The organism is Cohnella thailandensis (assembly GCF_014212135.1).
Taxonomy (GTDB): domain Bacteria; phylum Bacillota; class Bacilli; order Paenibacillales; family Paenibacillaceae; genus Cohnella; species Cohnella thailandensis.
Window position 1 is genome coordinate 280,002 of record NZ_JACJVQ010000024.1, and the last position, 24,490, is coordinate 304,491.

General features: G+C 58.1%; 21 protein-coding genes. 13 read left to right on the forward strand and 8 right to left on the reverse strand.

Annotation, left to right across the window (positions count from 1 at the left end):
- Window positions 1–3: 3 nt before the first annotated feature.
- Window positions 4–1,341 carry a glucose-6-phosphate isomerase gene (locus tag H7B67_RS26850; RefSeq protein ID WP_185122961.1) on the forward strand — a complete coding sequence of 446 codons (1,338 nt, stop codon included), beginning with the start codon at window positions 4–6 and terminating at the stop codon, window positions 1,339–1,341.
- 49 nt (window positions 1,342–1,390) lie between these two features.
- On the forward strand, window positions 1,391–2,806 hold the full coding sequence (gene gndA / locus H7B67_RS26855; protein WP_185122962.1) for an NADP-dependent phosphogluconate dehydrogenase: 1,416 nt from the start codon (window positions 1,391–1,393) through the stop codon (window positions 2,804–2,806).
- A 59-nt stretch (window positions 2,807–2,865) separates the two neighbouring features.
- Here gndA and H7B67_RS26860 read toward each other — a convergent pair whose 3' ends face one another.
- The 3 genes from H7B67_RS26860 to H7B67_RS26870 form a co-directional block, all read right to left on the reverse strand.
- The gene (locus tag H7B67_RS26860) at window positions 2,866–4,047 is read right to left on the reverse strand and encodes an MFS transporter (protein WP_185122963.1); all 1,182 of its coding nucleotides are present in this window, start codon (window positions 4,045–4,047) and stop codon (window positions 2,866–2,868) included.
- 78 nt (window positions 4,048–4,125) lie between these two features.
- Window positions 4,126–4,416 carry an ArsR/SmtB family transcription factor gene (locus tag H7B67_RS26865; RefSeq protein WP_185122964.1) on the reverse strand — a complete coding sequence of 97 codons (291 nt, stop codon included), beginning with the start codon at window positions 4,414–4,416 and terminating at the stop codon, window positions 4,126–4,128.
- A gap of 97 nt (window positions 4,417–4,513) precedes the next feature.
- On the reverse strand, window positions 4,514–5,266 hold the full coding sequence (locus H7B67_RS26870) for an SDR family NAD(P)-dependent oxidoreductase (protein ID WP_185122965.1): 753 nt from the start codon (window positions 5,264–5,266) through the stop codon (window positions 4,514–4,516).
- Between the two features lie 201 nt (window positions 5,267–5,467).
- Between H7B67_RS26870 and H7B67_RS26875 the strand changes: the two genes are divergently transcribed.
- Window positions 5,468–6,259 (forward strand): CAP domain-containing protein, encoded by a 792-nt coding sequence (locus H7B67_RS26875; protein ID WP_245363543.1) that lies wholly within the window; start codon window positions 5,468–5,470, stop codon window positions 6,257–6,259.
- Between the two features lie 90 nt (window positions 6,260–6,349).
- Here H7B67_RS26875 and H7B67_RS26880 read toward each other — a convergent pair whose 3' ends face one another.
- A complete protein-coding gene (locus tag H7B67_RS26880; RefSeq protein ID WP_245363541.1) occupies window positions 6,350–7,042 on the reverse strand; it encodes a CAP domain-containing protein in 693 nt (230 codons plus the stop codon).
- A gap of 234 nt (window positions 7,043–7,276) precedes the next feature.
- Between H7B67_RS26880 and H7B67_RS26885 the strand changes: the two genes are divergently transcribed.
- Window positions 7,277–9,061: a sensor histidine kinase gene (locus tag H7B67_RS26885; RefSeq protein ID WP_185122966.1), complete on the forward strand. Its 1,785-nt coding sequence runs from the start codon at window positions 7,277–7,279 to the stop codon at window positions 9,059–9,061.
- 230 nt (window positions 9,062–9,291) lie between these two features.
- Window positions 9,292–9,945, forward strand: coding sequence for a hypothetical protein (locus H7B67_RS26890; protein WP_185122967.1), 654 nt, complete (start codon window positions 9,292–9,294; stop codon window positions 9,943–9,945).
- Here the strand turns inward: H7B67_RS26890 and H7B67_RS26895 are convergent.
- Window positions 9,917–10,447, reverse strand: a complete 531-nt coding sequence (locus H7B67_RS26895) for a nucleoside 2-deoxyribosyltransferase (protein ID WP_185122968.1) — start codon at window positions 10,445–10,447, stop codon at window positions 9,917–9,919. The two genes, H7B67_RS26890 and H7B67_RS26895, sit on opposite strands and share 29 nt — an antisense overlap.
- A 403-nt stretch (window positions 10,448–10,850) precedes the next feature.
- On the opposite strand from H7B67_RS26895, the gene H7B67_RS26900 reads away from it, so the two are divergent.
- Window positions 10,851–11,051, forward strand: a complete 201-nt coding sequence (locus H7B67_RS26900) for a cold-shock protein (protein ID WP_136367974.1) — start codon at window positions 10,851–10,853, stop codon at window positions 11,049–11,051.
- An 82-nt stretch (window positions 11,052–11,133) separates the two neighbouring features.
- Complete coding sequence (locus H7B67_RS26905) at window positions 11,134–11,358, forward strand: cold-shock protein (RefSeq protein ID WP_185122969.1); 225 nt, start codon at window positions 11,134–11,136, stop codon at window positions 11,356–11,358.
- Between the two features lie 83 nt (window positions 11,359–11,441).
- Here the strand turns inward: H7B67_RS26905 and H7B67_RS26910 are convergent, their stop codons facing one another.
- Entirely contained in the window at window positions 11,442–12,533 is a 1,092-nt protein-coding gene (locus H7B67_RS26910; protein ID WP_185122970.1) for a lactonase family protein, read from the reverse strand.
- A 191-nt stretch (window positions 12,534–12,724) separates the two neighbouring features.
- On the opposite strand from H7B67_RS26910, the gene H7B67_RS26915 reads away from it, so the two are divergent.
- From H7B67_RS26915 to cydD, 5 genes are all read left to right on the forward strand, one after another.
- Complete coding sequence (locus H7B67_RS26915) at window positions 12,725–13,318, forward strand: hypothetical protein (RefSeq protein ID WP_185122971.1); 594 nt, start codon at window positions 12,725–12,727, stop codon at window positions 13,316–13,318.
- A 256-nt stretch (window positions 13,319–13,574) separates the two neighbouring features.
- Window positions 13,575–14,015, forward strand: a complete 441-nt coding sequence (locus H7B67_RS26920) for a hypothetical protein (protein ID WP_185122972.1) — start codon at window positions 13,575–13,577, stop codon at window positions 14,013–14,015.
- Between the two features lie 733 nt (window positions 14,016–14,748).
- Window positions 14,749–16,158 carry a cytochrome ubiquinol oxidase subunit I gene (locus tag H7B67_RS26925; RefSeq protein ID WP_185122973.1) on the forward strand — a complete coding sequence of 470 codons (1,410 nt, stop codon included), beginning with the start codon at window positions 14,749–14,751 and terminating at the stop codon, window positions 16,156–16,158.
- 21 nt (window positions 16,159–16,179) lie between these two features.
- A complete protein-coding gene (cydB, locus tag H7B67_RS26930; RefSeq protein WP_185122974.1) occupies window positions 16,180–17,196 on the forward strand; it encodes a cytochrome d ubiquinol oxidase subunit II in 1,017 nt (338 codons plus the stop codon).
- A gap of 1 nt (window position 17,197) precedes the next feature.
- Window positions 17,198–20,860 carry a thiol reductant ABC exporter subunit CydD gene (cydD, locus tag H7B67_RS26935; protein ID WP_185122975.1) on the forward strand — a complete coding sequence of 1,221 codons (3,663 nt, stop codon included), beginning with the start codon at window positions 17,198–17,200 and terminating at the stop codon, window positions 20,858–20,860.
- Window positions 20,861–21,037: 177 nt separating this feature from the next.
- Here cydD and H7B67_RS26940 read toward each other — a convergent pair whose 3' ends face one another.
- Window positions 21,038–21,529, reverse strand: a complete 492-nt coding sequence (locus H7B67_RS26940) for a hypothetical protein (RefSeq protein WP_185122976.1) — start codon at window positions 21,527–21,529, stop codon at window positions 21,038–21,040.
- A gap of 46 nt (window positions 21,530–21,575) precedes the next feature.
- The gene (locus tag H7B67_RS26945; protein ID WP_185122977.1) at window positions 21,576–22,610 is read right to left on the reverse strand and encodes a LacI family DNA-binding transcriptional regulator; all 1,035 of its coding nucleotides are present in this window, start codon (window positions 22,608–22,610) and stop codon (window positions 21,576–21,578) included.
- 429 nt (window positions 22,611–23,039) lie between these two features.
- Here H7B67_RS26945 and H7B67_RS26950 point away from each other — a divergent pair, with 429 nt between their 5' ends.
- Window positions 23,040–24,473 (forward strand): L-fucose/L-arabinose isomerase family protein, encoded by a 1,434-nt coding sequence (locus H7B67_RS26950; RefSeq protein ID WP_185122978.1) that lies wholly within the window; start codon window positions 23,040–23,042, stop codon window positions 24,471–24,473.
- Window positions 24,474–24,490 lie beyond the last annotated feature (17 nt).

Sequence of the window (24,490 nt, forward strand, 5' to 3'; positions counted from 1 at the left end):
CCGGTGGCTATTCGATTCGATTACAGCGATGCCTTATCGTTCATTCAGCAGCATGAGGTGGATTACTTCGGCGACTTCGTCAAGACCGCCCACGACAGGCTTCACAATAAGAAAGGCCCCGGCTCGGATTATCTCGGCTGGGTGGACCTTCCCTTTAATTACGACAAAGAAGAATTCGCTCGCATTAAAGCGGCGGCCAAGCGTATCCGCGAAGGCTCCGAAGCCTTGATCGTCATCGGAATCGGCGGCTCCTACCTGGGAGCCCGTTCCGCGATCGAATCGCTGTCGCACACGTTCCACAATCAGATCGCGGGCAACACGCAGGTTTATTTTGCCGGACAGAACATCAGCTCGACCTACGTCAAGCATCTGCTGGAACTGCTCGAAGGCAAGGACATCTCCTTGAACGTCATCTCGAAGTCGGGGACGACGACCGAGCCGGCGATCGCCTTCCGCATCCTGCGCGATTACATGGAGAAGAAGTACGGCAAGGAAGAAGCGCGCAAGCGCATCTACGCGACGACCGACGCTTCCAAGGGCGCGCTCAAGAAGCTGTCCGACGAAGAAGGCTACGAGACGTTCGTCATTCCGGACGACGTCGGCGGACGCTATTCCGTGCTGACGGCCGTAGGCCTGCTGCCGATCGCCGTAGCGGGACTCGACATCGACAAGATGATGGAAGGCGCGGCGGCTGCAGCTAAGAAGTACAACAATTCCGATCTCTCGACCAACGAGAGCTATCAATATGCCGCCGTTCGCAACGCCCTGTACCGCAAGGGATACACGATCGAGCTGCTGGCGAACTTCGAGCCTTCCTTGCACTACGTCTCCGAATGGTGGAAGCAGCTGTTCGGCGAGAGCGAAGGGAAGGATCAGAAGGGCTTGTATCCGGCTTCCGTCGACTTCACGACCGATCTTCACTCGATGGGTCAATACGTGCAAGAAGGACGCCGAGACCTGATCGAGACGGTTCTGTCCGTGAAGAAGCCGAAGATCGAACTGACCATCGAGAGCGATGCCGCCAACCTGGACGGCCTCAACTTCCTCGCCGGCATGACGATGGACGAAGTGAACAAGCAAGCCGCGATCGGCACGCGCCTCGCTCACGTGGACGGCGGCGTTCCGAACCTGATCGTCGAGCTCGACGAGCTTAACGAGTACACGTACGGCGAGATGGTTTACTTCTTCGAGAAGGCAGTCGGAATCAGCGGACACCTGCTCGGCGTGAATCCGTTCGATCAACCGGGCGTCGAAGCGTATAAGGTCAACATGTTCGCGCTGCTCGGCAAGCCGGGCTTCGAGGCTCAGAAGGCGGAATTGCAGAAGCGTCTGTCCAAATAAGAAAATCAATTCATAGAGGTTAAAGAGATAGAAGCGGAGGAGAAACCATATGAGCAAGCAACAGATCGGCGTCGTCGGTTTGGCCGTCATGGGCAAGAACCTGGCCCTGAACATCGAAAGCAGGGGATTCTCGGTCTCCCTTTACAACCGTTCCCCGGGGAAAACGAAGGAGCTGCTGGAAGAGGCGGCCGGCCGCAACTTCGTCGGAACGTACAGCGTGGAAGAGTTCGTGCAATCGCTGGAAACGCCGCGTCGAATCCTGATCATGGTCCAAGCCGGAGCGGCGACGGACGATACGATCAACCAGCTCGTTCCTCACCTGAGCAAGGGAGACATCCTGATCGACGGCGGCAACGCCTACTTCCCGGACACGCAGCGCCGCAACGAGGAGCTGGAAGCCAAGGGCATCCGCTTCATCGGAGCCGGCGTCTCCGGCGGGGAAGAAGGGGCGCTTAAAGGCCCCGCGATCATGCCGGGCGGCCAGAAGGACGCTTACGAGCTGGTCGAGCCGATCCTGACGGCGATCTCCGCGAAGGTGAACGGCGACCCTTGCTCGACTTACATCGGCGAAGGCGGATCCGGCCACTACGTCAAGATGGTTCACAACGGCATCGAGTACGGCGACATGCAGCTGATCGGCGAAGCGTACCATCTGTTAAAGGACGTTCTGGGCCTGTCCACGGACGAGCTGCACAAGATCTTCACGGAATGGAACAAGGGCGAGCTTGACAGCTACCTGATCGAGATCACGGCCGACATCTTCGGCAAGACCGATCCGGATACCGGCAAGCCTATGGTCGACGTCATTCTGGACTCCGCCGGGCAGAAGGGTACCGGCAAGTGGACCAGCCAAAGCGCGCTCGATCTGGGAGTACCGCTGTCCATCATTACGGAGTCCGTCTTCGCGCGCTTCCTGTCCGCGATGAAGGAAGAGCGCGTCGCGGCCAGCAAGAAGCTGAGCGGCCCGGCTCAAGTTCCGTTCGACGGCGACCGCGCCGCGTTCATCGAATCCGTCCGCAAGGCGCTGTTCGCGAGCAAGATCGCCTCTTATGCCCAAGGCTTTGCTCAGATGAGAGCCGCTTCCGAAGCTTACGACTGGAAGCTGAACTACGGCAACATCGCGATGATCTTCCGCGGCGGCTGCATCATCCGCGCCGGCTTCCTGCAGAACATCAAGGACGCATACGACAAGAATCCGGAGCTCAAGAACCTGTTCCTGGACGACTACTTCGGCGGCATCGTCGAGAACTACCAGGAAGCTTGGAGAAGCGTCGTGGCAACGGCCGTTACTCGCGGCATTCCGGTGCCGGCGTTCGCTTCCGCCCTGGCTTACTACGATAGCTACCGTTCGGAGCGTCTCCCGGCGAACCTGCTGCAAGCGCAGCGCGATTACTTCGGCGCGCACACGTTCCAACGCTTGGATAAGGAAGGCGTCTTCCACTTCCAATGGATGCAGAACAACTAAATAAAAGGTATTCGGATTTTAGGTGGAGAAGGGCGTTTATGACGCCCTTTTTCAATTTTCTAAGAGGCAAGTTCTTTTGTGGGTTTAGAAGGAGCGCTCAATATACCGCTTAATACAAAAGATAACAAGGAACCGGCAAAGCAAATGGCCGCAAAAACGCCTACGGCGGAAAAACCGTTAAAAGCCCCATAAATCATGCCCGCGATCCAAGATCCGAGCGTCGTTGCCGCGTACATGATCGAATTGGCCAAGCTGGAGATCGTGCCGCGGATGGTCGGATTCAACGAATTCAGCAGTCCCAATATCATCGGAAAAGCGATTCCCATATTCACGAAAATTAAAATGTATACACCTGCAAAAGCCGAGACCGATGGCAAGTGAGGCAATACTATGAAACATGCAATAGAGACGAGGAAGCCCGCAAACAGCGTGTTGAAGCGGTTCAACTTTTTGATTACATAAGCCCCGCAAACGCTCCCGACCATGTTGCCAAGGCCGAGAAAAAACATCGCGTACCCCACTTGATCGACCGAAAGATAATAGCGTTCCGTCATCCATTTTCCAATGAAGGAAAAGGCGGCGAAGAATCCGCACTGAAATAAGAAATGAGCCAGGAAAGCCCTTCTCGCCATTCGGCTTGTCAATAGCGGGGTATATCTTCTGAATATTGAAATGCGGTTTATTTGGTCTTGATTCGGTTTCATTTCGGGCATTGCAAAATAGATAAATAACGCGACCGACAACGAGCATGCGCCGATTGCAAAGAAAGGAAAAGACCAATGGGTTGCGGCAAGCAGGCTTCCGATAGGGATTCCGAACGCCTGGGAGGAGGCCAAGCCCGCCATTACGATTCCCGAGGCTTTAGCGATCTTCGGCGCAGGAAACAGGGCGGGAATGGCTGCCCAGACCTGAGGCGCCGTAAATGCCGCGCTGACTCCGGCTAAAAAACGGAATAAAAACATCGACCAGAAACCCGTGGCAAACCCGCATAACATGGTTGAAACCGAGAAGCAAACCATGCCTGCGAGCATGACTTTTTTGCGGTCCCATCCATCGGATAGCGGTCCGGCGATCAGCGCAAATACGGCATAACCTAAAGCGTAGGCCCCCACCATCCAACCGGCGTACTCGGTCGAGATATGAAACAATTCCTGAAGAGTAGGGATAAGCGGAGAAATCAAAAAGGTATCGGTTCCGATCACGAATAGGATGAGGAAAAACAATGCCGTTAATTTTCCCATGGTATGTACCTTCCTTCGAAATTTTTGTTCTGTAGTTAAACAACTATTGAACTAAAGGGCAAAAAAAGAGATTTCCTTCTACAGCGTATCCAGAAATCCGGGCAAGTAAGTTTGAAAAGTATCTATTTCGATACTCATATACTTTGCTTGAGCTTCTTTACGGACCTTGATCAATTTCGCCTCCTTTAAAGCGCGTAAATGGTACGAAGTGTTCGATTTTGAAGTGTCGCGAATGCCCATCACTTCTCCGCAATTCATCTCCTTCTTGTTGACGTAGAGAGTACGAATGATATCCAGCCTTGTCTCGTCGGACAATGCCTTGAAGATTTTGACCCTTAGCTCATCGTTTGCCATTATTTGAGTTGTCATAAAACCATTGTACTAAAATATCGCTATAAATCAACTCTGCGAATACAAGAAAAAGTCCCGCAAAAGAGGGAGCTCCTCTCCTGCAGGACTTTTTATCTTACTTCGCCGTTACGCCGCCGTCGACCGGCAGCTCGATTCCCGTGACGTACGAAGAGTCGTCGGAAGCCAGGAACAGGACGGCCGAGGCGACCTCGGACGCTTCCCCGACTCGAGGAAGAGCGGTCTGCGACAGGAACCATTGAAGCATCTGCTCGTTCTTGATCAAGTCGGAGCTCATCGGCGTCTCGATAAAGCCGGGATGAACGGAATTGACGCGGATGTTGTGCTTGCCGTAGTCGACCGCCGCGGCCTTCGTCAGAATGCGAACCGCTCCTTTGGAGGCGGTATAGGCGCCCGCTCCGCTGCCTCCGGTAAGGCCCGCGATGGAGGAAATATTGATGACGGAGCCGCCGTTGTTCTCGATCATGTTCGGAACGACGTGCTTCATGCCGAGAAACGTGCCGGTTACGTTGATGCCCATGACCCGATTCCATTGGTCGATCGTCGTATCCAACAGGCCGACGGCGAGCGAGACCCCCGCATTGTTGACGAGGACGTCGATTTTGCCGTAGGTCTCGACCGTCTTGGCGACGATGGAGATCCAATCCTCTTCGGAAGCGACGTTATGAGCGAAGCCTTGAGCTTGTCCGCCCGCTTCCCGGATTTCCTTCACGACGGCTTGCACCGCCGCTTCGTTGATGTCCGTCGCGACGATCTTCGCTCCCTCGCGCGCGAACAGCAGCGCCTCTTCGCGGCCCATTCCGCTGCCTGCGCCGGTTATGATAGCTACCTTGTCCTGAAGTCTATTCATCGTTAGATCTCCCCTATCGGTAGAATTGTGTAGATGATTGCTGGTTTGATAGTTAAACTATCACTACGAGATAAAGTATATCACGACAATGCTGCGATCTCAATCGCCAGTCTTTCTTGCGCGCTCCCGTCCGATCCTCAAGCATATTTTTCTGTCGAAGTGGCACTCTATAGGCATTACGACCGCAAGGCAGGGTGAACAATGAAGAGATTACTGATCGCAGCGTCGGCCGTGCTCCTCGCGACGGGATGCGGCCACAGACAGGAGAGCGCCGCTCCTTCTTCTACGACCTCCGCTTCCGGAATGAAAGCATCTTCTATCTATAGCGCGGCGAATCCCGACCCGGTGTACCGGGCAAGAGAAGCGACGAACGACACGAACGGCCTATTGAACAGGCTGCTCGATCAACTGCCTCCAGGCTACGGCAGCAATCGCCCCGCGGTACCTCCGGGACAGACGGCTTACCCTCAGACCGGCACGAATCCCGCGCAGCCCGCGAATCCCGGTTGGACGGGGAATCCGGGACAGAATGCCGGCCAGGCCGGGAATGCCGGTCAAACGGGAAATGCCGGGCAAACGACGAACCCCGGCCAAATCGCGAACCCGCCAAACTCGGCCAACGTGTCCGCCTTCGAGCAGCAGGTGTTCGAGCTGGTAAACAAGGAGAGGCAGAATGCCGGGCTGGGCGCGCTGACCATGGATAGCAAGCTTGTCCAGGTAGCCCGGGTAAAGGCGCAGGACATGCACGACAAAAATTATTTCGACCATCAATCCCCTACCTATGGATCTCCTTTTGACATGATGAGGACGTTCGGCGTTCCCTTTCAATCCGCCGGGGAGAATATCGCCAAGGGGCAAACGAGTCCTCAGCAGGTCATGAGCCAATGGATGAACAGTCCGGGCCACAGGGCGAACATCCTTAACGGGAGCTTCACCCGCATCGGCGTCGGCTACGTGAGTACCGGAGAGTGGGTACAGGAATTTATCGGATAATAAGCGCGAACCGAAACGAACTCCGCTATCGTCGAAGCAAGACGGGAAGCGGAGTTTTTTTACCCATGATGACCATGATGAAGCCGCAGTTCAACCGACGAACTCTTGCACCCACTTGCCGTTATAATAAGCGATCCCGACCAGGGAATAGCTTCGGTTCAAAATATTGGAGCGGTGCTGCGGGCTGCTCATCCACTGTTCCACGACCTCGGCCGGACTGGCTTGTCCTTGCGCGATATTTTCGCCTGCTGAACGATAATCAATGCCGAAGGACGCCATCATGTCGAACGGAGAACCGAAGGTAGGCGAGTAATGGGAAAAATAGTTGCGGGAGTCCATCTCCTGAGCTTTGGTTAGAGCCATGTCCGTCAAACGAGAACTCTCGCTTAACGGCGGCAGCCCGGCGTTCGCTCTGGCCATGTTCACGAGATTCAATACTTGATTTTCATTATCGGCAGTCTCCGCGAACGTTCTAGGCTTAGGGGATGGAGGCGACGATTGGGAACGGTAGGGAACATGGTCGCGAATGAAGCGATCGAGCCAGCTGGAATTTTCCTCGGGAATGTTGCGGGCGTTCTGAAGAGTTTGATAGGAGGAGCCCTCGGCGCCCTCCAAGGTGGACACGGAAGAGGCTTGCTTCGGAATGGCGGCGGGGATATGATGCCTGGCGATCGGCGCTAGCCGACTCTGGTTGTCCGTCATTTGCTCTGTCGTCAGGTTCGGATTGCTGGCGCAGCCGGAAGCCAGAAGCATAATTGCCGCGCATCCGATATAGGGTTTCATGCGGCGCCCCTCCTCTATTCGTCCAAGGTAATGTTGCCCACGATAAGGTTCTGCAATATCGATTTTATTTATGTAGGTCATAACGATTCGCCGTCAGCCTCCTGCCTATTTCTTCCTTATGAATCCCTATTGGTCAGGCTTCAGCGGAGTGATATGATAATGGAGCAAAGTGAAGCCATTGAACGGATCTTCCGCATGCGCCAATAGCAAGAGACACATATAGGGGGGCGCTTCTTGGAACTTAACCGGTGGATGTCGGTCTTGCTTTTTCTCGTAGCCATTTATGGCTCGTACATCTTGGCGTTGACTTATCGCAAGCGTCGGATGCCGATTGCCAGGACGATGTTCTTGACCATGCTAGGCTCGGCTTTCTATTCGGTGGGTTACGGCTTCGAGCTTCTAAGCTGCACTTTGCCGGGTATCAAGCTGAGCTTGCAAATCGAATATTTAGGAATTCCTTTCGTTTCGGCGCTGTGGCTCTACCTGGTCATCCAATTCACCGGTACGGCGCCCGGGTATCGGAAACGCCTGGCCGTTCTGCTGTTCATAATGCCTTTTACGATCTATTTCCTTCATTTAACGAACGACTGGCACCATCTTATTTACGCCGATTATGTCCCGAATGCGGGTTCGTTGGGTCCCGTTTATTTGACGGTCAAAGGGCCTTGGTATTGGGTGCATATTTTCTATAGTTATGTCGTTCTTCTGGGCGGATTTCTGCTGTTTATTCCGATGTACTTTCGCTCGGCGCCCGTCGTGCGGAAGCAGATTCTTATCCTCCTGTTCGGCGCCGCCGTGCCCATGCTCAGCAATGTCGCTTATCTGTTCGGGAGCAATCTGGATCTGACGCCCTTCGGCTTCACCGTCTCCGGAATCACGTATATCTGGGGGATCTTTCGCTTTAATTTGCTTCGGCTCACCCCGATTGCCTTGGCGAAGGCGTTCGAAACGATCCGAGACGGCGTCGTCATTCTGGACGAGGAGGACCGGGTGGTCAAGTTTAACCCGGCGGCACACCAGGTATTTCCCGAATGGAGGAAGAGGAGGTCTCCGGTTCCGGCAAGCGAGGCTTTCAAGGACGACGAGCGGCTGTTGGAACGGATCTTCTCCGCCGCGCGCGACGATCATTTTACTTACCGGCGCATGGCGAATGACCGCACTCTGTTTTATCATTGCAGATTATACGTTCTTTACGACAATACGGAAGCTCTTATCGGCAAAATACTGCTTTTCAGCGATGTGACCGGAAGGATGGAGGACGAAGCCAGGCTGAGAGAGAACGCGCGTCAGCTCTCGGAGCTGAACGCGTTCAAGGATAAGCTGTTCACGGTCGTCGCCCATGATATCCGGGATCCTATCGCCGTCCTGGTCAGCATGACCGATCTGCTCCGGCACCAGACGAACCTCTCCCAGAGGGAGCTGTCCGAATGGATGAAGGAGATGCACGGGCAGGTAAGAAGCACGCTGTCGCTTGTCGATAATCTGTTGGATTGGTATCGAAGCCAGAAAGGGCAGGTGTCCTACCAGCCGCAGGAGTGCCGCCTTCGGCAGGCGGTAAGCCATTCGATCGATTTGGTCGGCGCGAAAGCGGCCATGAGAGGGATCGTTCTGTCGGAGTATGTGGAGGAGGAACTCATGGTTTACGCGGACAGGGAGATGCTTGATCTGACTCTGCGCAACCTGATCGCCAATGCGATCAAATACGCGTCGGTGGGCGGGTTCGTCGAGGTGTCGGCGACCGCGGCCTCCTCCGAAGTCGTCGTATCGGTTCGCGACGATGGCGCCGGGATCGATCCGGAAACGGCGGAATGCCTTCGGCAAGAGGGGGCTTTCTTCCGGAAGGCCGCTTCCGGGGAGAGGGCGGGCGAGGCAAGATTCGGACTTGCCCTCACGCGCGAATTCGTTCGGATCAATGGAGGACGGCTGTGGTTCGAGACCGTGCCCGGAGAGGGCACGACTTTCTTTTTTACGGTTCCTTGTTCCAGGAAGCCTGCCGGGTCGCGGGTCGATGCGACGTAAAGCCGGCTTGACGTGCGGCATAAGGGACGATTGTCGGGGCGGCCCGCGATGTGCTAAACTGAACCTATCGACGACACACGGAAGCACCGTGCTTGCAGACGTTAATTTCTGCATGCCACGGTGTTTTATTTTGCGTTTAGGGGGGGATCGCTATCGACCGCGGGAGGAATAGGAGCGCTATACCGAATCGGATCACGGAGGAGTGGCTCGGGGAGGCTTTCGCTCCGCTGATGAGCTATCTGGAGCAACACTACCCTAAGGATGCCGAACGGATCTCGGAGTATCTCATGTTCATGGATAACGAGGAGGGGATGTACCTCTATAAAAACCGGCTTTCCCGGGCGCAGATCGCCTTCGATCCGGAAGGGGAGTTGCTGTATTGCCAGGAATCGGCTCTTCAGTACCGCTATTCCTGGTCCCCGGGGATGGAGGAGGAAGTCTGCGCGGCCAGGGAGGAGCTTGCGGTGCACGAGAACGTGACCCGTTGGATCGAGCGAAGCCTGAGTCCGCGCATGAAAGCGACTTACGGGGAGGACCTTAAGCTCTTCCTGCAGGAGCTTTGGGGACCGCTGACGGAATACCGTTTCGAGGAGCTGAAGGCGGACAGTCCCGTGCGTTCCCTATCCGCGAACGGGTCCCTCTATCTGTATTCCGATCAAGCGCCGAACCGGCTGGCGTTCGAATTTCTTCCCGCTCCGATCGCCGAAGCGCGCAAGCAGGAGGAGCTGAGAAGGCGCCGCGAGTTGCTCTCCGGGAACGGGTGGACCGTTATCTCCTTTACCCGGGAAGCGTTGGATCGGCATCTTCCCCTCCTAAGAGAACGCCTGCAGCTCGAGTGGAAGAAGCGTCAGCGATTCAAGAGGAGCTCCGAAGATCAAGGCTAAGCCGCTTAAGAGCATCCTCCAGCGCGCCTTCGACGATCGTCATCGGCACGGACAGCATGAGGTTTAAGGGGTGCCCGAAGTCTTCGACGGTCATTCCGTCCTTGTACAAGCCGGTGGCGGGATCGGTATCGGGGCCCAGTCTCTCCGCCATCGTCCGGCGGTCGGAGACGAAGCCGTAGAGCTTCTTCCCGAGACCGTAGGCCAGACCGCATTCGAAGACGGTTCCCGAATCGGGCTCTGCGCCCCGGAACGGGTTCAAATTGGCGATGACGACATCGGCCTTGTTCACGAGCCTGACGTTGCCCTCGAAGATCGCCTTGGCCGTCTCCTGCTTCGAAGGCTGGGGCTTGATATCCTTGTCGAGAGGGAAGATTCCCTCGAAGCCGTAATCGTCGCACAGCCGCTTCATTCGAATGCCGGTCTCCGCCGCGTCCGTGCGGAACACCTCGAAGCCGGCCATGTAAATTTTGATCCGCGGATTCGTTGCTGTCTTTTCGTTCATTGTCCGGTACTCCTTCCGGTTGCGATTCGACTTCCATTATACCGTTCGAAATTATTTTTGCCGATGAGGAATAATTAGACCCTGCAGCGGATAGGATAGTAAGGCCGCTGCCCCCGCTGCGTTTCTTTGGCAAGATGTTCGATGCTCGATAACCGGGCTCCCACATTTTTGACAGTTGCAATTACTCATGACCTTCTGTTATACTTCATGAAGAATGCATGAGCTTCGCGGTTCGGTATTCGGCAAGATCTTTGATATGCTCGATATAGGTAGATTACACGGAATTCACATAACGTAAAGGGTTATCATTACGTGATGTAACCTTTTACCCTATGTGAATTTTTTATTTCTTAGATGAGAATAAAAAAGATCATGTAAATTTAATTTTTTGGAGGAATTCCAAGTGCAAACAGGTACAGTTAAGTGGTTCAACGCAGAAAAGGGCTTTGGCTTCATCGAAGTTGAAGGCGGCAACGACGTATTCGTGCATTTCAGCGCAATCGTAGGCGACGGCTTCAAGACTCTTGACGAAGGTCAACGCGTCGAGTTCAACGTGGTTCAAGGCGCTCGCGGCCCGCAAGCCGAGAACGTTGTTAAGCTGTAATCCAGCTTAAAGGAAAAGCTTCTGATTTCGGTCAGGAGCTTTTTTCTTTTTTTGGGCATCCTAGGGTCGAGGAGGGCTGTCTATGTATTCGAGGAAAAAAATCTTTGAAGAGCTTCCGCAAGAGGAAACGGCGATCTGGCAGTGCACGAACGAGCATTGCAACGGCTGGATGCGCGACAACTTCGCTTTCGAGAGCGTGCCGACCTGCGTCCTGTGCCATTCGACGATGGAGAGCGGCACGAAGATGCTGCCTCATCTGGCGAATACGAACAGTTCCAAATCGCTTAAGATGGGGGTTCGAATCTGAGCGACCCGAATCTGAAGCGACGTACCAAGACCAAAAAGACATGGCTCTGCAGAATCGTTCTGCAAGGCCATGTCTTTTTTAAGTTAGAAGCGCGCAGACCATACGCAGACCGGCTTCGAGACGGCGGCGGAATGGCCGGTGTAGCTCAGCTTGCCGGTCTCTTGGTCGATCTTGAACACGGCGAGGTTGTTCGTGTCGCGATTGGCGGCGATCAGGAAGCGGCCGCCGGGCACGATGGAGAAGTGGCGCGGGTGCTTGCCTTCGACGCTTGCGTGCTCGACGACGGACAGCTTGCCGGATTCCCCGTCGACCGCATACACGACGATGCTATCGTGCCCGCGGTTCGAGCCGTACAGGAACCGCCCGTCGGCCGAGATGGCGATCTCCGCCGTCGTGTTCTCTCCTTCGAAGCCTTCCGGCAGCGTGGAGAGGGTCTGGAACGCATGCAGCGCGCCAGCTTCGGCATCGTAGCCGAACGCCGTGACGGAGGAGTCCACCTCGTTGATGACGTAAGCGAACCGGCCGTTCGGATGGAATGTCAGGTGGCGAGGACCGGCGCCGGGGTGAAGCGCGGTCTCTCCGTGTCGGACCAGCTTGTCGTTCTCGATCTTGTAAGCGATGATGCGATCAAGCCCTAAATCGGAGACGAATAGGTAACGTCCGTCGGGGCTGTAGAAGGAGGAGTGAGGATGCGGCTTGTCCTGACGCTCGGGATCCGCTCCCCGGCCGACGTGCTGCTGCTCGTCCAGAATCGCTCCGATGCCGCCGTCCTCGCCTACCCGGACTAGGCTTACCGTGCCGTTATGGTAGCTGGTAAGGGTCAGGAACTTTTCGTCAGGGCTAAGCTGGATATGGCAGGTCGGCCCGGTCGCGGCAAGGGAGCGGCTAGCTTCGGAGAGCGTGCCCGTGACCGGATCGATGGTCAGGAGAGCGGCGTCGCTCGCTTTGCTTCCTTCCGCCGTCGTAATCTCCGCGAGAGCGTAAAGTCGGCGCTGCTCGGCGTTCAGGCGCAGGAAAGTCGGATTCTTGTAGCCGGATACTTGGTCGAGAAGCTTCAAGGTGCCGTCTTGCTCGTCGAATTCATAGGAGTAGATGCCGCTGCCATCTGCTTCCGCATAGGAGCCGACTAACACAAGCAATCGTTCATTCGTCGTGGTCAAGGTCGATGTCCCCATTCTTCGATAGGATTAGCATAGCTTTATTTTAGCTTTCCGGAGGAACGCTGTAAAATCATTCGGTTTACGAAGCGCCGAGGGGCCTGCGGGAAACAGTTCCATCATTTGGACGGCGTATGCGGCTTGTTACAACAGTGGGTACTTATAGTATGATGGGAGAATAATAGATAGGGAAAGAAGTCGACTATGGAATGATTGAACAACTAGAGCAAACCAAATCGCGGATTCAACTGCTCGCCGAGAGCAATCGGTCGAAGATCGGCCAAGGAATCCGCAAACCGAGATTCCGCAAGCCTAAGAATTGGACCGTGCAGAACCGGATCCTCATGGCCGTCTTGATCGTGGAGGACGTAAAGCTGTCCGAGCTCGCCGAGCTTGTCGGCGTGGCGCCGCGAACCGTGGCCGCTTGGATCTACGAGGGAGTGTACCCGACGGAAGAGCATCGCGCCTTCATCTCCCATCGGTTCGGGCTTCCCCAATCCATCCTGTTCTATCCGGATTCGGAATGGGGACGGCTGGAGAGCGAGGAGTCCGGCAAGTTCTACAAACGGGCGTTGCTGGGAGCGAAGAAAAACCGGATCCTGTCCGGCCTGTTCGCCGTCCACGGGATCTCGCCGGCGGCGTTCAGCCGCAAGCAAGGGGTGTCCCCGGGAACGACGAGGAAGTACATGCATGCCGGAGCGATGCCGGAGCCTACATACCGATCGATCTTCAGCGAATACTTCGGCCTTCCGGAAGAGGTTCTTTTCTACGAGGCCGGGGAGCGCAAGGAAGAGGAGGAATAGCCGGATAGAATAACGGAGCGGGACATGCTGTCCCGCTTCGTTTTTTTTTTAGTTTGTTAGAAGCTCGCGCTCATCCGCGTTTGGGGGAGGGATGGAGATAGATGCAGCGCAAGAAGACGCCAAGGACGAATAATGTTATTGCTTGGGCATATGGGCAGACTATGGAGCATCTTAGGAACGTTCGGGCACGGAGCGGCATCGAATAGGACACGGGAGTACGTGTCGGAAAATCGGCATGAGGCAGGTGGAGGCTACCATGAAGCTTGGGGAGAATGAGAGGCTGCGGGAGCTGGCGGCCAAGCTGATCGAAATGCTTCGACTGGAGGCGGAGGAGGAAGAGGCGCTGTTCCGTTTGGCCGGCGAGTCGGATGCGAGCGTGCGCCAGCCTGGCCGGGCGGCCGACGGGGGAGCCGCCGTTCACAAGCTTCCTTCGGAGCTGCTCGGCCTTATCGGCAGCGCCTTGTCCCGATTGGATCCTGGAGGCCAGCTGTCCGTTCTTCTATCAGGAAGACAGGCGGATGGGAACCAAGCGATCGTCATCGCGGAGCTGGGCCGGGAGTCGATTCGGATCGCCGAGTCCCCGGCAGGATCGCAGAAGGAGCGCGAACCGAGTCCTGGCTCCATCGAAGTCGACAGCGTCGCCGGCTTGGGGACGACCTTCACCATCCGTCTGCCGGAAGAGGGGCTGGAGAGATGAACGCTCGACAGCTGGTGGAAGAGAGCAGCCTTGATCCTCGCATGGACCGAAGTGCTCGAAAGTGGTGAAAAGAAGGTAACCAGACTGCCCACATGGGCGGTAATGCTCGACGGTGGGAGGAAAGAAGGTAACCAGACTGCCCACATGGGCGGGAACGCGCGACGATGGAGGAAAGAAGGTAACCAGACTGCCCACATGGGCGGGAACGCGCGACGATGGTGGAAAGAAGGTAACCAGACTGCCTACATGAACGGGAACTCGCGACGATGGTGGAAAGAAGGTAACCAGACTGCCTACATGAACGGGAACTCGCGACGATAGTGGAAAGAAGGTAACCAGACTGCTCACATGGGGGGAACGCTCGGCGGTAGGCGACTGAGGATAATAGAGAGTATGGCGCACCGTCGCAGATGAGTCATGGCGACTCAACTCTCCCATCGGACACGCGCCAACTCGCCACAGATGAGTCATGACGACTCAACTGGCCCACCATATGCGCACCGACCCGCCGCAGATGAGTCTTGGTGACTCAACTAGCCCTCCGGACGCGCGCCAACCTGCCCCAATCGAGTCGCGGTGCCTCAAAGCCCACTCCCCAAAAAGGCAAATCAGATCGTTTTGGCGTAACGCATTCGCCATTTTTCCTTTTTCGCCACCAGGCTTGTGATGATAGTCACATAGTTCCGCGAGCCTCTCCTTATATAATGATCGCGATAAGAGGGGAGGCCATAATGTGGAAGCTGTGGATTTGGCGAGATGGCAATTCGGTATCACGACGGTATACCACTTCTTGTTCGTACCGTTATCGATAGGACTCGCTTACTTGATCGCGTTCATGCAGACGCTGTACGTGGTCAAGAAGGACGACAAGTACAAACAGATGGCGAAGTTCTGGGGCAAGCTGTTCCTGCTCAACTTCGCGGTAGGGGTCGTCACCGGCATCATGCAGGAGTTCCAGTTCGGCATGAACTGGGCGGACTACTCCCGCTATGTCGGCGCCGTGTTCGGCGGGCCGCTGGCGGTGGAGGCGCTCGTGTCCTTTTTCCTGGAATCGACGTTCCTGGGCATCTGGATTTTCGGCTGGGATAAGCTGCCCAAGAAGGTGCATCTGGCCGCCATCTGGATGGTCGCGATCGGGGCGACGCTGTCCGCCCTGTGGATCTTAAGCGCCAACTCGTTCATGCAGCAGCCGGTGGGCTACGAGATCGCGAACGGCCGCGCGGAGATGACCGACTTCTTCGCTCTGCTTGGCAACCCGCAGCTGTGGGTCGAGTTCCCGCACGTTATTTTCGGAGCGTTGTCGACCGGCGCCTTGTTCGTGACCGGGGTGAGCGCCTACAAGCTTCTTCGCAAGCAGAAGGTCGAGCAGTTTAAGGCGTCCTTCACGATCGGAACCATCGTGGCGTTGATCGCGAGCTTCATGACCGCCATGGCCGGGCACAGCCAGGCTCAGCATCTGATGGAAGCCCAACCGATGAAAATGGCCGCGGCCGAAGCGCTCTGGGACACGACCGGAGAGCATGCTCCTTGGACCGTTCTCGCTTGGATCGACTCGGACGGCAAGGAGAACAAGTTCCAGATCGACATTCCGTACGCGCTCAGCATCCTGTCCTACAACAAGCTTAGTGGCAGCGTTCCGGGCATCAACCAGCTGCAGGCGGAGTACGAGGAGAAGTACGGGGAAGGCAACTACGTGCCCCCGGTGAAGACGACCTTCTGGAGCTTCCGCATCATGGTCGCCGCGGGCGTCCTGATGATTCTGCTCAGCTTGTTCGGCACCTACGCGGCGGCCCGCAACCGGCTCGAGAAGTTCCGCCGCTACCTCAAGTGGATGATTCCGGCGATCTCGCTGCCTTTCATCGCGAACAGCGCGGGCTGGATCATGACGGAGGTCGGCCGCCAGCCGTGGATCGTATTCGGCCTGCAGAAAACCGAAGACGGAGTCTCGCCTCTCGTCTCCAAGGGAATGGTGCTGACCTCGCTCATCGGCTTCACCGTCATCTACGGCTTGCTGCTCGTCGCGCTGGTCTACCTCATGGTGCACTTCATCCGCAAGGATCCGCCGGAAGAGGACGGGCATGAGAACCCGAAGAAGGCCAAGAAGCCGAATCCGGACCCGGACCCGCTGCTCGGAACTCTCTAATTAGGAGGCGACTATACCCATATGCTAGATCTGGAGACTTTGTGGTTTATTCTGATATGCGTGCTGTTCGTCGGCTTCTTTTTCCTGGAAGGGTTCGACTTCGGGGTAGGGATGCTGACGCCGATCCTCGGCCGAACGGACCGGGAACGCCGGGTGCTCATCAATACGATAGGTCCCGTGTGGGACGGCAACGAGGTATGGCTCATCACGGCGGGCGGCGCGATCTTCGCGGCTTTTCCCGGCTGGTACGCGACGCTGTTCAGCGGCTTCTACATGGCGCTGTTCCTTATGCTGCTGGCGCTGATCGGACGCGGGGTCGCCTTCGAATTCCGCAGCAAGCTGGAGAGCAAGCGCTGGCGCGACCTGTGGGACAAGGTTATTTTCGTCGGCAGCCTCCTTCCTCCGCTCCTCTGGGGCGTGGCGCTGGCGAACCTGATGCGCGGCGTTCCGGTCGACGAGAACACGAACTACGTCGGCACCTTCTGGGACCTGATCTCCGTGTACTCGGTCGCGGGCGGCGTCTCCATCGTTCTGTTGTTCCTGCTGCACGGGGCGTTGTTCCTGTCGCTGAAGACGGAGGGAGAGATCAGGGACCGCGCGCGGCGGTTCGCGAACCGGATAGGGGCGTGGACGAGCGTCGTGCTGCTGCTGTTCGTCGTGCTCAGCTATTTCGAGACGGATATGTTCACCCGCAACGGAATCATGCCGGGCATGGTGCCGACCTTGGCGGGCTTCGCGCTGATCTCGGTGCCGTTCTTCCTGAAGGCGAGCCGCGACGGGTGGGCGTTCCTCATGACGGGGGCTACCATCGCTCTGTCGACGATCACGGTGTTCATGTCGCTTTTCCCAAGGGTGATGATCTCTTCGCTCAATCCGGAATGGACGCTCACGATCCACAATACGTCCTCCAACGAGTACACTCTTCAGGTGATGTCCGTCGTCGCCCTGTGCACCGTACCTCTCGTCATCGCTTACCAGGCCTGGACCTATTGGGTGTTCCGCAAGCGCGTCAGCGTCCGGGATCACTTGGATTATTAAGATGGTCAAACGACTGTTCGATCGGGTAAAAGGAGTGCGTCGTCTGTTCGCGGTCAGCGTGCTGCTGGGAGCGGCTAGCGGGATCGTCCTCCTTCTGGAGTGTGTCTGGATCGCCGATATCGCAAACAGGGCTTTCCTTGAAGGGGAGGGGCTTCGGCCTCTCCTGCCCGCCTTCGCACTGTTGCTGGCGTGGATCGCGCTGAGGGCGGCGCTGCAATCGGCCGGGGAGTACGCCTCCTCGCGGATGGCGCTCGGCATCAAGACGGACCTGCGCGGCCGGCTGTTGCGCAAGCTTGCCGAGCTCGGGCCCGTGGGCGCGAAGGAAGAGAGAAGCGGGGAATTGGCCGGCACCGTCTACGAGGGAGTCGAACAGCTGGAGAACTATTTGGCCCGCTATTTGCCCCAGATGGCGCTCTCGATGTTTATCCCGACGGCGGTTTTCTGCGCGGTGGCGGGGCTGGACGGCTTGTCCGCCGTCGTGCTGGCCGTCACGATGCCGTTGCTCATCTTGTTCATGATTCTCGTCGGCGTGACGGCGAAGGCCAAGGCGGAGAAGCAGTTCAAGGTGCTCGGACGGCTCGGGGGCCACTTCCTCGATATCGTGCGCGGCCTTCCGACGCTGCGGATATTCGGCCGGAGCAAAGCGCAGATCGACATTCTCTCGCGAATAAGCGAGGACTATCGCAAGCAGACGATGGGGACGCTGAGGCTCGCGTTCCTGTCGGCTTTCGTCATGGAGCTGTTCGCCACGCTCAGCACGGCGATCGTCGCCGTTTTTCTGGGACTGAGGCTGATCGAAGGGGAGATCGGGTTCGAGCATGCTTTTCTGGTGCTGCTGCTGACCCCGGAATTCTATCAGCCGGTGAGGGCGCTCGGCACGCAGTTTCATTCGAGCGTGAACGGAGCGTCGGCCGCCAAGCGGATCCTGACGCTGCTCGACCAAGAGTCGTTGGGGTGGAAGGAGCTAGAGAGCGGAAGAAAGTTGGCGCCAAGCGCGGCGGGCTACCGAATCGAGTTCCGGAACGTCGGCGTACGTTATCCGGGCGCGGATCGCGAGGCGCTCTCCGGCGTCAGCTTCGCGCTCGAGCCGGGAGAGCGGCTGGCGATCGTCGGGCCGACGGGCTCCGGCAAAAGCACGCTGCTCGACGTGCTGCAAGGCTACGTGAAGCCTTCGGCGGGCGAGGTGCTTATCGGCGGAGTCCCGCTGGGAGAGCTGTCGATGGAGTGGTGGCGAAGCCAGCTGTCCGCCGTCGGGCAGAACCCTCGCCTGTTCGCGGGGACGGTGCGCGAGAATATCGCGCTCGGGCATCAGGACGCGAACGAGGAAGAGCTGGGGGCGGCAATTCGGGCGGCGGGCGCCGGGTTCGTCGAGTCGCTTCCCGAAGGGCTCGATACGGAGCTTGGCGAATCGGTTCGGCTGTCCGGCGGGCAGGCGCAACGGGTGGCACTGGCGCGCGCCATGTTGCGGCAGGCGCCGGTGATGCTCCTCGACGAGCCGACGAACGGGCTCGATCTGGAGCGGGAGGCGCGGCTTCGGCGTAGGCTCGACGCCTTGCTGGAAGGGCGCATGTCGGTAACGGTCGCCCATCGCCTGCACATGGCGGAAAGCGCCGACCGCGTTCTCGTTATCGCGAACGGCCGGGCGGCGGAATTCGGCCGGCCGGAGGAGCTGAAGCGGGCCGGAGGGTTGTATGCCGAGATGCGGAGAGCGGGACGGGAGGAAGGGTCGGAATTCGCCGCGGCACTGGCGGAGAGAGAATCGGAGCCGGGAGCGGCGTCGGTCGTTAGCGAGCGGGATGATACCGCGACTGCAAGTCCGGCTGCCAGTTCTGCAAGAGATTCCGCCATGCCGTCGTCGTCCTTCGGAACGCTGCGTCGCGTGCTGGAATTCGTTAAGCCTTATAAGTGGAGAATTGCGCTTGCCGCGCTGCTCGGGTTCCTCACCGTCGCCGCCAATATCGGACTCATGGGCACTTCGGGGTACCTGATCGCCAAGGCGGCGCTCCGGCCGGAGACGGTCCTGCTGCTGTGGGTTCCTATCGTCGGGGTTCGCTTCTTCGGCATCTCGCGCGGCGTGCTGCGATACGTCGAACGTCTAGTCTCGCACGATTTGACTTTCCGCATTCTGCATCGGATCCGGGTGTGGCTGTACGAGCGGCTGGAGCCGAAGGGAGAAGGCTTGCTGGAGAAGAGGCGGAGCGGCGACGTGCTCGGCGCGATGGTGTCCGACATCGAGCAGCTTCAGAACCTGTACCTGCGGGTTCTGGCTCCTCCGCTGATCGCCGTTCTGACCGGCGTTCTCGGTTTTATCGTGATGGCGGCTCACGATCTCAGCCTGGCGCTGCTTCTGCTCGGCATGCTGCTGGCGGCCGGCATCGGCATCCCGTTGTGGGGTTCCATCGGGAGCAGGAAGCGTGGCGCGAAGCTGGTGAAGGAGCGGTCGAGGCTCTACGCCGATACCGCCGAGCTGCTGCTCGGCTTGCGGGAGCTGGCGGTCTTCGGCCGGACGAAGGACCGTCTGGGCCGGCTCGAGGAGATGCAGCTTCGCTTGGCCGGGCTTCAACGAGAGCATCTGCGGCTCTCCGCCTTCACGGGAGGCGGCATGCTTGCGGCGTCTCACCTCGCGATGGCGCTTGTCCTGTTCGTCTCCGTTTATCTGGCCGGAGAAGGAAGAATAGAGCCGGTCGCCATCCCGGCTTTGGCGATGATGGCACTCGCTTGCTTCGAAGCGATCACGCCTCTTCCGGCGGCTTTTCAGCAGCTTGGGGAGACGCTTGCCTCGGCGGAGCGGCTGTTTAAGCTCGCGGAAGCGGAAGATGAGGCTGTCGTTGAAAGGCCGGCTGACGCGATGGAGTCGACCCGCGCGGGCAACGCCCTTCCGGCCGCTTCGCGGCCTTGGGAGGCGCGGATCGAAGGCCTTCGCTTCCGCTACGGCGAAGGCGAGCCCGAAGCGCTGAGCGGCGTGTCGCTCGCGCTTCGCCAAGGCAAGCGCGTCGCCGTCGTCGGCGAGAGCGGCTCCGGCAAAAGCACGCTGCTCCGCCTCCTGCTCGGAGAGCGGCGCTACGAGACCGGCTCCATCCGCCTGAATGGAATGGAGCTGAGAGAGCTGCCCGAGGAGGCGATCCGCTCCTCGTTCGCCGTCGTCACGCAGCACGTGCAGCTGTTCAACGCTACGGCTGCGGCGAACATCCGGCTCGGACGTCCGGAGGCGTCCGACGCCGAAGTGCGCGAGGCGGCTCGCTTGGCGCTGCTTAGCGAGACGCTCGACGGCCTGCCGGACGGCTTCGACACCGTCATCGGCGAATGGGGCTCGCGCCTGTCGGGCGGCGAGCGGCAGCGGCTCGCTCTGGCCCGGGCGCTGCTGATGCAGGCGCCGGCCATTCTGTTCGACGAGCCGGCGACGGGGCTCGACCCGCTGACCGAGCGGGCGTTCGTCGGCAACATGAACGAGGCTCTTGCGGACAAAGCGGTGCTCTGGGTGACTCACCGGCTGACCGGCCTCGACCGGATGGACGAGATTCTCGTGCTGCGAGAAGGAGTCATTGCCGAGCGCGGTTGCCATTCCGAGCTGCTGCGCAAGAAGGGTTATTATTATCGACTTTGGCAATTGGAGCGGGAACGCGACTGGAGAGAGGCGCTCGAGCGTCACGGCGCGGGGGCCTAGCGGCAATTATTAAAACGCGAAAGCGCACCTTATCCTGGAGTTTTCAACGGAAAACATCCAGGGAGGTGCGCTTTCGCGCTTTTTCTTTGTGTTGCGCATGCTGGGGTCAAGTAAGCAACCACGACTCAGATGAGGCGAGGCCAAGGCGCACCAAGCCCCTCGCTTCCGGCGTCTAGGTTATTCGGCGCTATTGCTCGCTTTAGCTGCACTCCTATCCCTCGGAGCCAGCCATCTCGTTCCCGACCCGATCGCCGACAAGATGGCGACGACCGCTGCAATTAAATACCCGTTATAGTAAAACGTGTTCGTATACTGGTTAAGAAATCCGAACCGATAGATCCGCGATTCCGGATCGCCGACTCCGCCTCCCAACGCATCCAGCAACTCCGCAATATGAAGATGCTCCAGCCGCAGGGCCGCGCCCAGCACGCCGATCGAAACGAAGAAGAGGACGGAGTCCGTTCGGCGGGATCTTTTCCAACGAGACAACCTGATCCAGTAGAAGAAGCCGAGGGCGGCGAGCAGCAGCCAGCCTATCGCCAACGCGGCGATGCCCGGGTTCCCGTTGCCCGATATTCGGTGAGGCTTAATCGTAACGATGTCGACGACAAAAACAAAGAACGCGTTCGCGAGCAGCAAGAGAACAGCGGCAAGCCCGGGGCGTTTCATGCCTATCCGCACCTCCTGGCGATCCTTGCTTATTCGTATCCCGAACTCACTCCAACGCCTTCGTCGACTTCCGAACGACCAGGGAGGTGTCGACGAGAGTCTTCAGGTGAAGATTCCGCCCCTCCTGCTCCGTCAGCCGGATCAGCCGTTCGACGGCCAGGGCCGCGATCGTCTCCTTCTCGACGTGAATCGTCGTCAGCTCGGGGGTGATGACTTCGGCCTCCGCGATGTCGTCGAAGCCGATGACCGACAGCTCGTCCGGAACCCGGATGCCGAGCTCGTGAGCCGATTTGATGACGCTGATCGCCATATAATCGCATTCGCAGAACAGGGCGGTCGGACGGTCGCCGCGAAGGCCGCTCCAGCCCTGCAGGAACTCCTCTTGGGAGGATACGACGGTTGGAAGGATCGTGAACGCGTGCTCCGGAGCGAGCGTGAGGCCGAACTCCTCCAGGGCGGCGTCGAACCCCTTGCGGCGGGAATCGAAGTTATGCATCCGGCTCTTCGATTGGACGTAGCCGATGCGCCGGTGGCCCAGCTCGATAAGATGGCGCGCGGCCTGGTAGCCTCCCATGAAGTTGTTCATGACGACGAAGTCGGCGGAGACCGATTCGTGGCAGGTGTCCAGCACGACGAGATTGGCGATTTGCCCGGACACGAGGGCGACCTGCTCTCTCGTCAGGTTCGTCCCGAGCAGGATCAGCCCACTCGCTTCGACGTCCGTCGCGAGCCGCTGGATCTCTTCGGCCAGCAGATCTCCTTGAATGGAGGAGAACAGCAGCGAATAGCCGTTGCTGCTGCATTGGTCCTCGATATGGCGGATCAGCTCGGTGAAGAAGGGCTGCTTCTCGAACTCGTCCAGCACGATCCCCGAATTGGTCAAGGCGACCAGCCTCAAGAAACGGTTGGTTCGATAAACTTGCTGCGCATGTACCTGCGAGCGTTGGACATAGCCGGTGTCCTGCGCGATTTTCAGGATTTTGTCGCGGGTCTCCGGGCCGACCCCGGGTTTGCCGTTCAAGGCGAGGGAGACGGCGGACTTGGATACGTTAGCCAGCCTTGCGATATCGTCGATCTTCATTCCAACACACCTATCGTTACTAAATTAGTTTAGTTGTTTATGGTTCTCAATCGAGAAGGAGGGCGCAGTCCGCAGGGCTGTCTAGGACCAACTCGATCCACTTGCGCGATTGTCCGCGAATCCCAACCTCTTTGATCAGCTCAAATATTGATGCCGTTAAGAAAGGACAAAGACGCGCGCTTGTTTAGTTATCGGCAGAAAGAACGCGGTTTTCGTGCCGAATTGCCTTGAGGCCGATAAAAGCGTTTAGTTACGGCAGTCCTCTTTATTATCGCATTTTTTTAAGGAAATGAAAAGATAATGGACAATCTGCAAGTAGATATTTTATAAATAAATTTATTAAAAATACTAAAATATTTTATTGACGTGTTTAGCCCCCGATGCTACCATGAAGGCGAAGTCAACTAGCTCAAGCGGGGGGAATCCATCGTGGCCAAGTTAAAGCTCGGATATGCGCCGACCCGGCGGTTTACGTTCAGTGCCGAAGACGCTTTCAAATACAAGGTGCTGATCCGGGAGAAAATCGAATCCTTCGGGATGGACATCGACATCGTGGATCTGGAGGACCTGAACGACGAAGGACTGCTGTACGACGATCATATCAACGCGGACGCCATCGCGCGCAAGCTGAAGAACGAGCGGGTCGACGCGGTGTTTTTCCCGCATTGCAACTTCGGCACCGAGGACACGGTCGCCCGGGTCGCCAAGGCGGTCGGCAAGCCGACGCTGCTGTGGGGACCTCGCGACGAAGCCCCTCTTGAGGACGGCATGAGATTGCGCGACACCCAGTGCGGGCTGTTCGCGACGGGGAAGGTGCTCCGGCGCTTCAATGTCCCCTTTACTTATATAACGAACTCCCGGGTGAACGATCCGGTCTTCGAGCGGGGGTTCACGAACTTCGTCGCGGCGGCCAATGTCGTGAAGACGTTCCGGTCTCTGCGCATCCTGCAGATCGGGCCCCGTCCGACGTCGTTCTGGACGATGATGTGCAACGAGGGAGAGTTGCTGGAGCGCTTCGGCATCGAGCTTCATCCGATTACGCTGGTCGACATCCAGCGCGCCTCGAAGAAGATCGAGTCCGGCAACAGCTCGGAGCTGGCGGCGGCGATCGATTACATCAAGGAGAAGCTGGATTACTCCGAGGTCACGGAAACGGACGTCCGCCGGATCGCCGCCCTCAAGGTCGCGATGAAGCAGTACGCCGTAAACAACCAATGCTCGGCGATCGCGATCCAGTGCTGGTCCGCGCTGCAGGAGGCGATGGGCATCATGCCGTGCCTCGCCAACGCGATCCTGACCGACGAGCAGATCCCCGTGACGTGCGAGACGGACATTCACGGCGCGATCACCTCGGTCATGGTGCAGGCGGCGACGATGAATACGGCGCCGACGTTCTTCGCGGACCTGACGATCCGCCACCCGGACAACCCGAACGGCGAGCTGCTTTTCCACTGCGGGAACTTCCCGGTCTCGCTCAGCGTGGAGGAGAAGCCGAAGCTCCGCAAGCACTTCCTGTTCGACGACCACTCTCCCGGCACGCACGAAGGGGAGATCCGCGGCGGGGACATGACGATCGCCCGGTTCGACGGGGACCATGGGGAGTATTCGATTTTCCTGGGCAAGGCAAGAGGCATTCAAGGGCCCTATACCCGCGGCTCCTACGTCTGGGTCGAAGTGAACGACTGGCCGCTCTGGGAGGAGAAGCTCGTCAAGGGACCGTACGTCCATCACGCGGTGGGCATTCACGCCAACGCCATTCCGGCGATCTACGAGGCGTGCCAATACATTCCGGGCTTGACGCCGGATCCGGTCGACCCGACCGAACGCGAGATCCAGGCTTGGCTGCGCGGCGCGGGACTGTAACCGGCAAGGGGCATAGA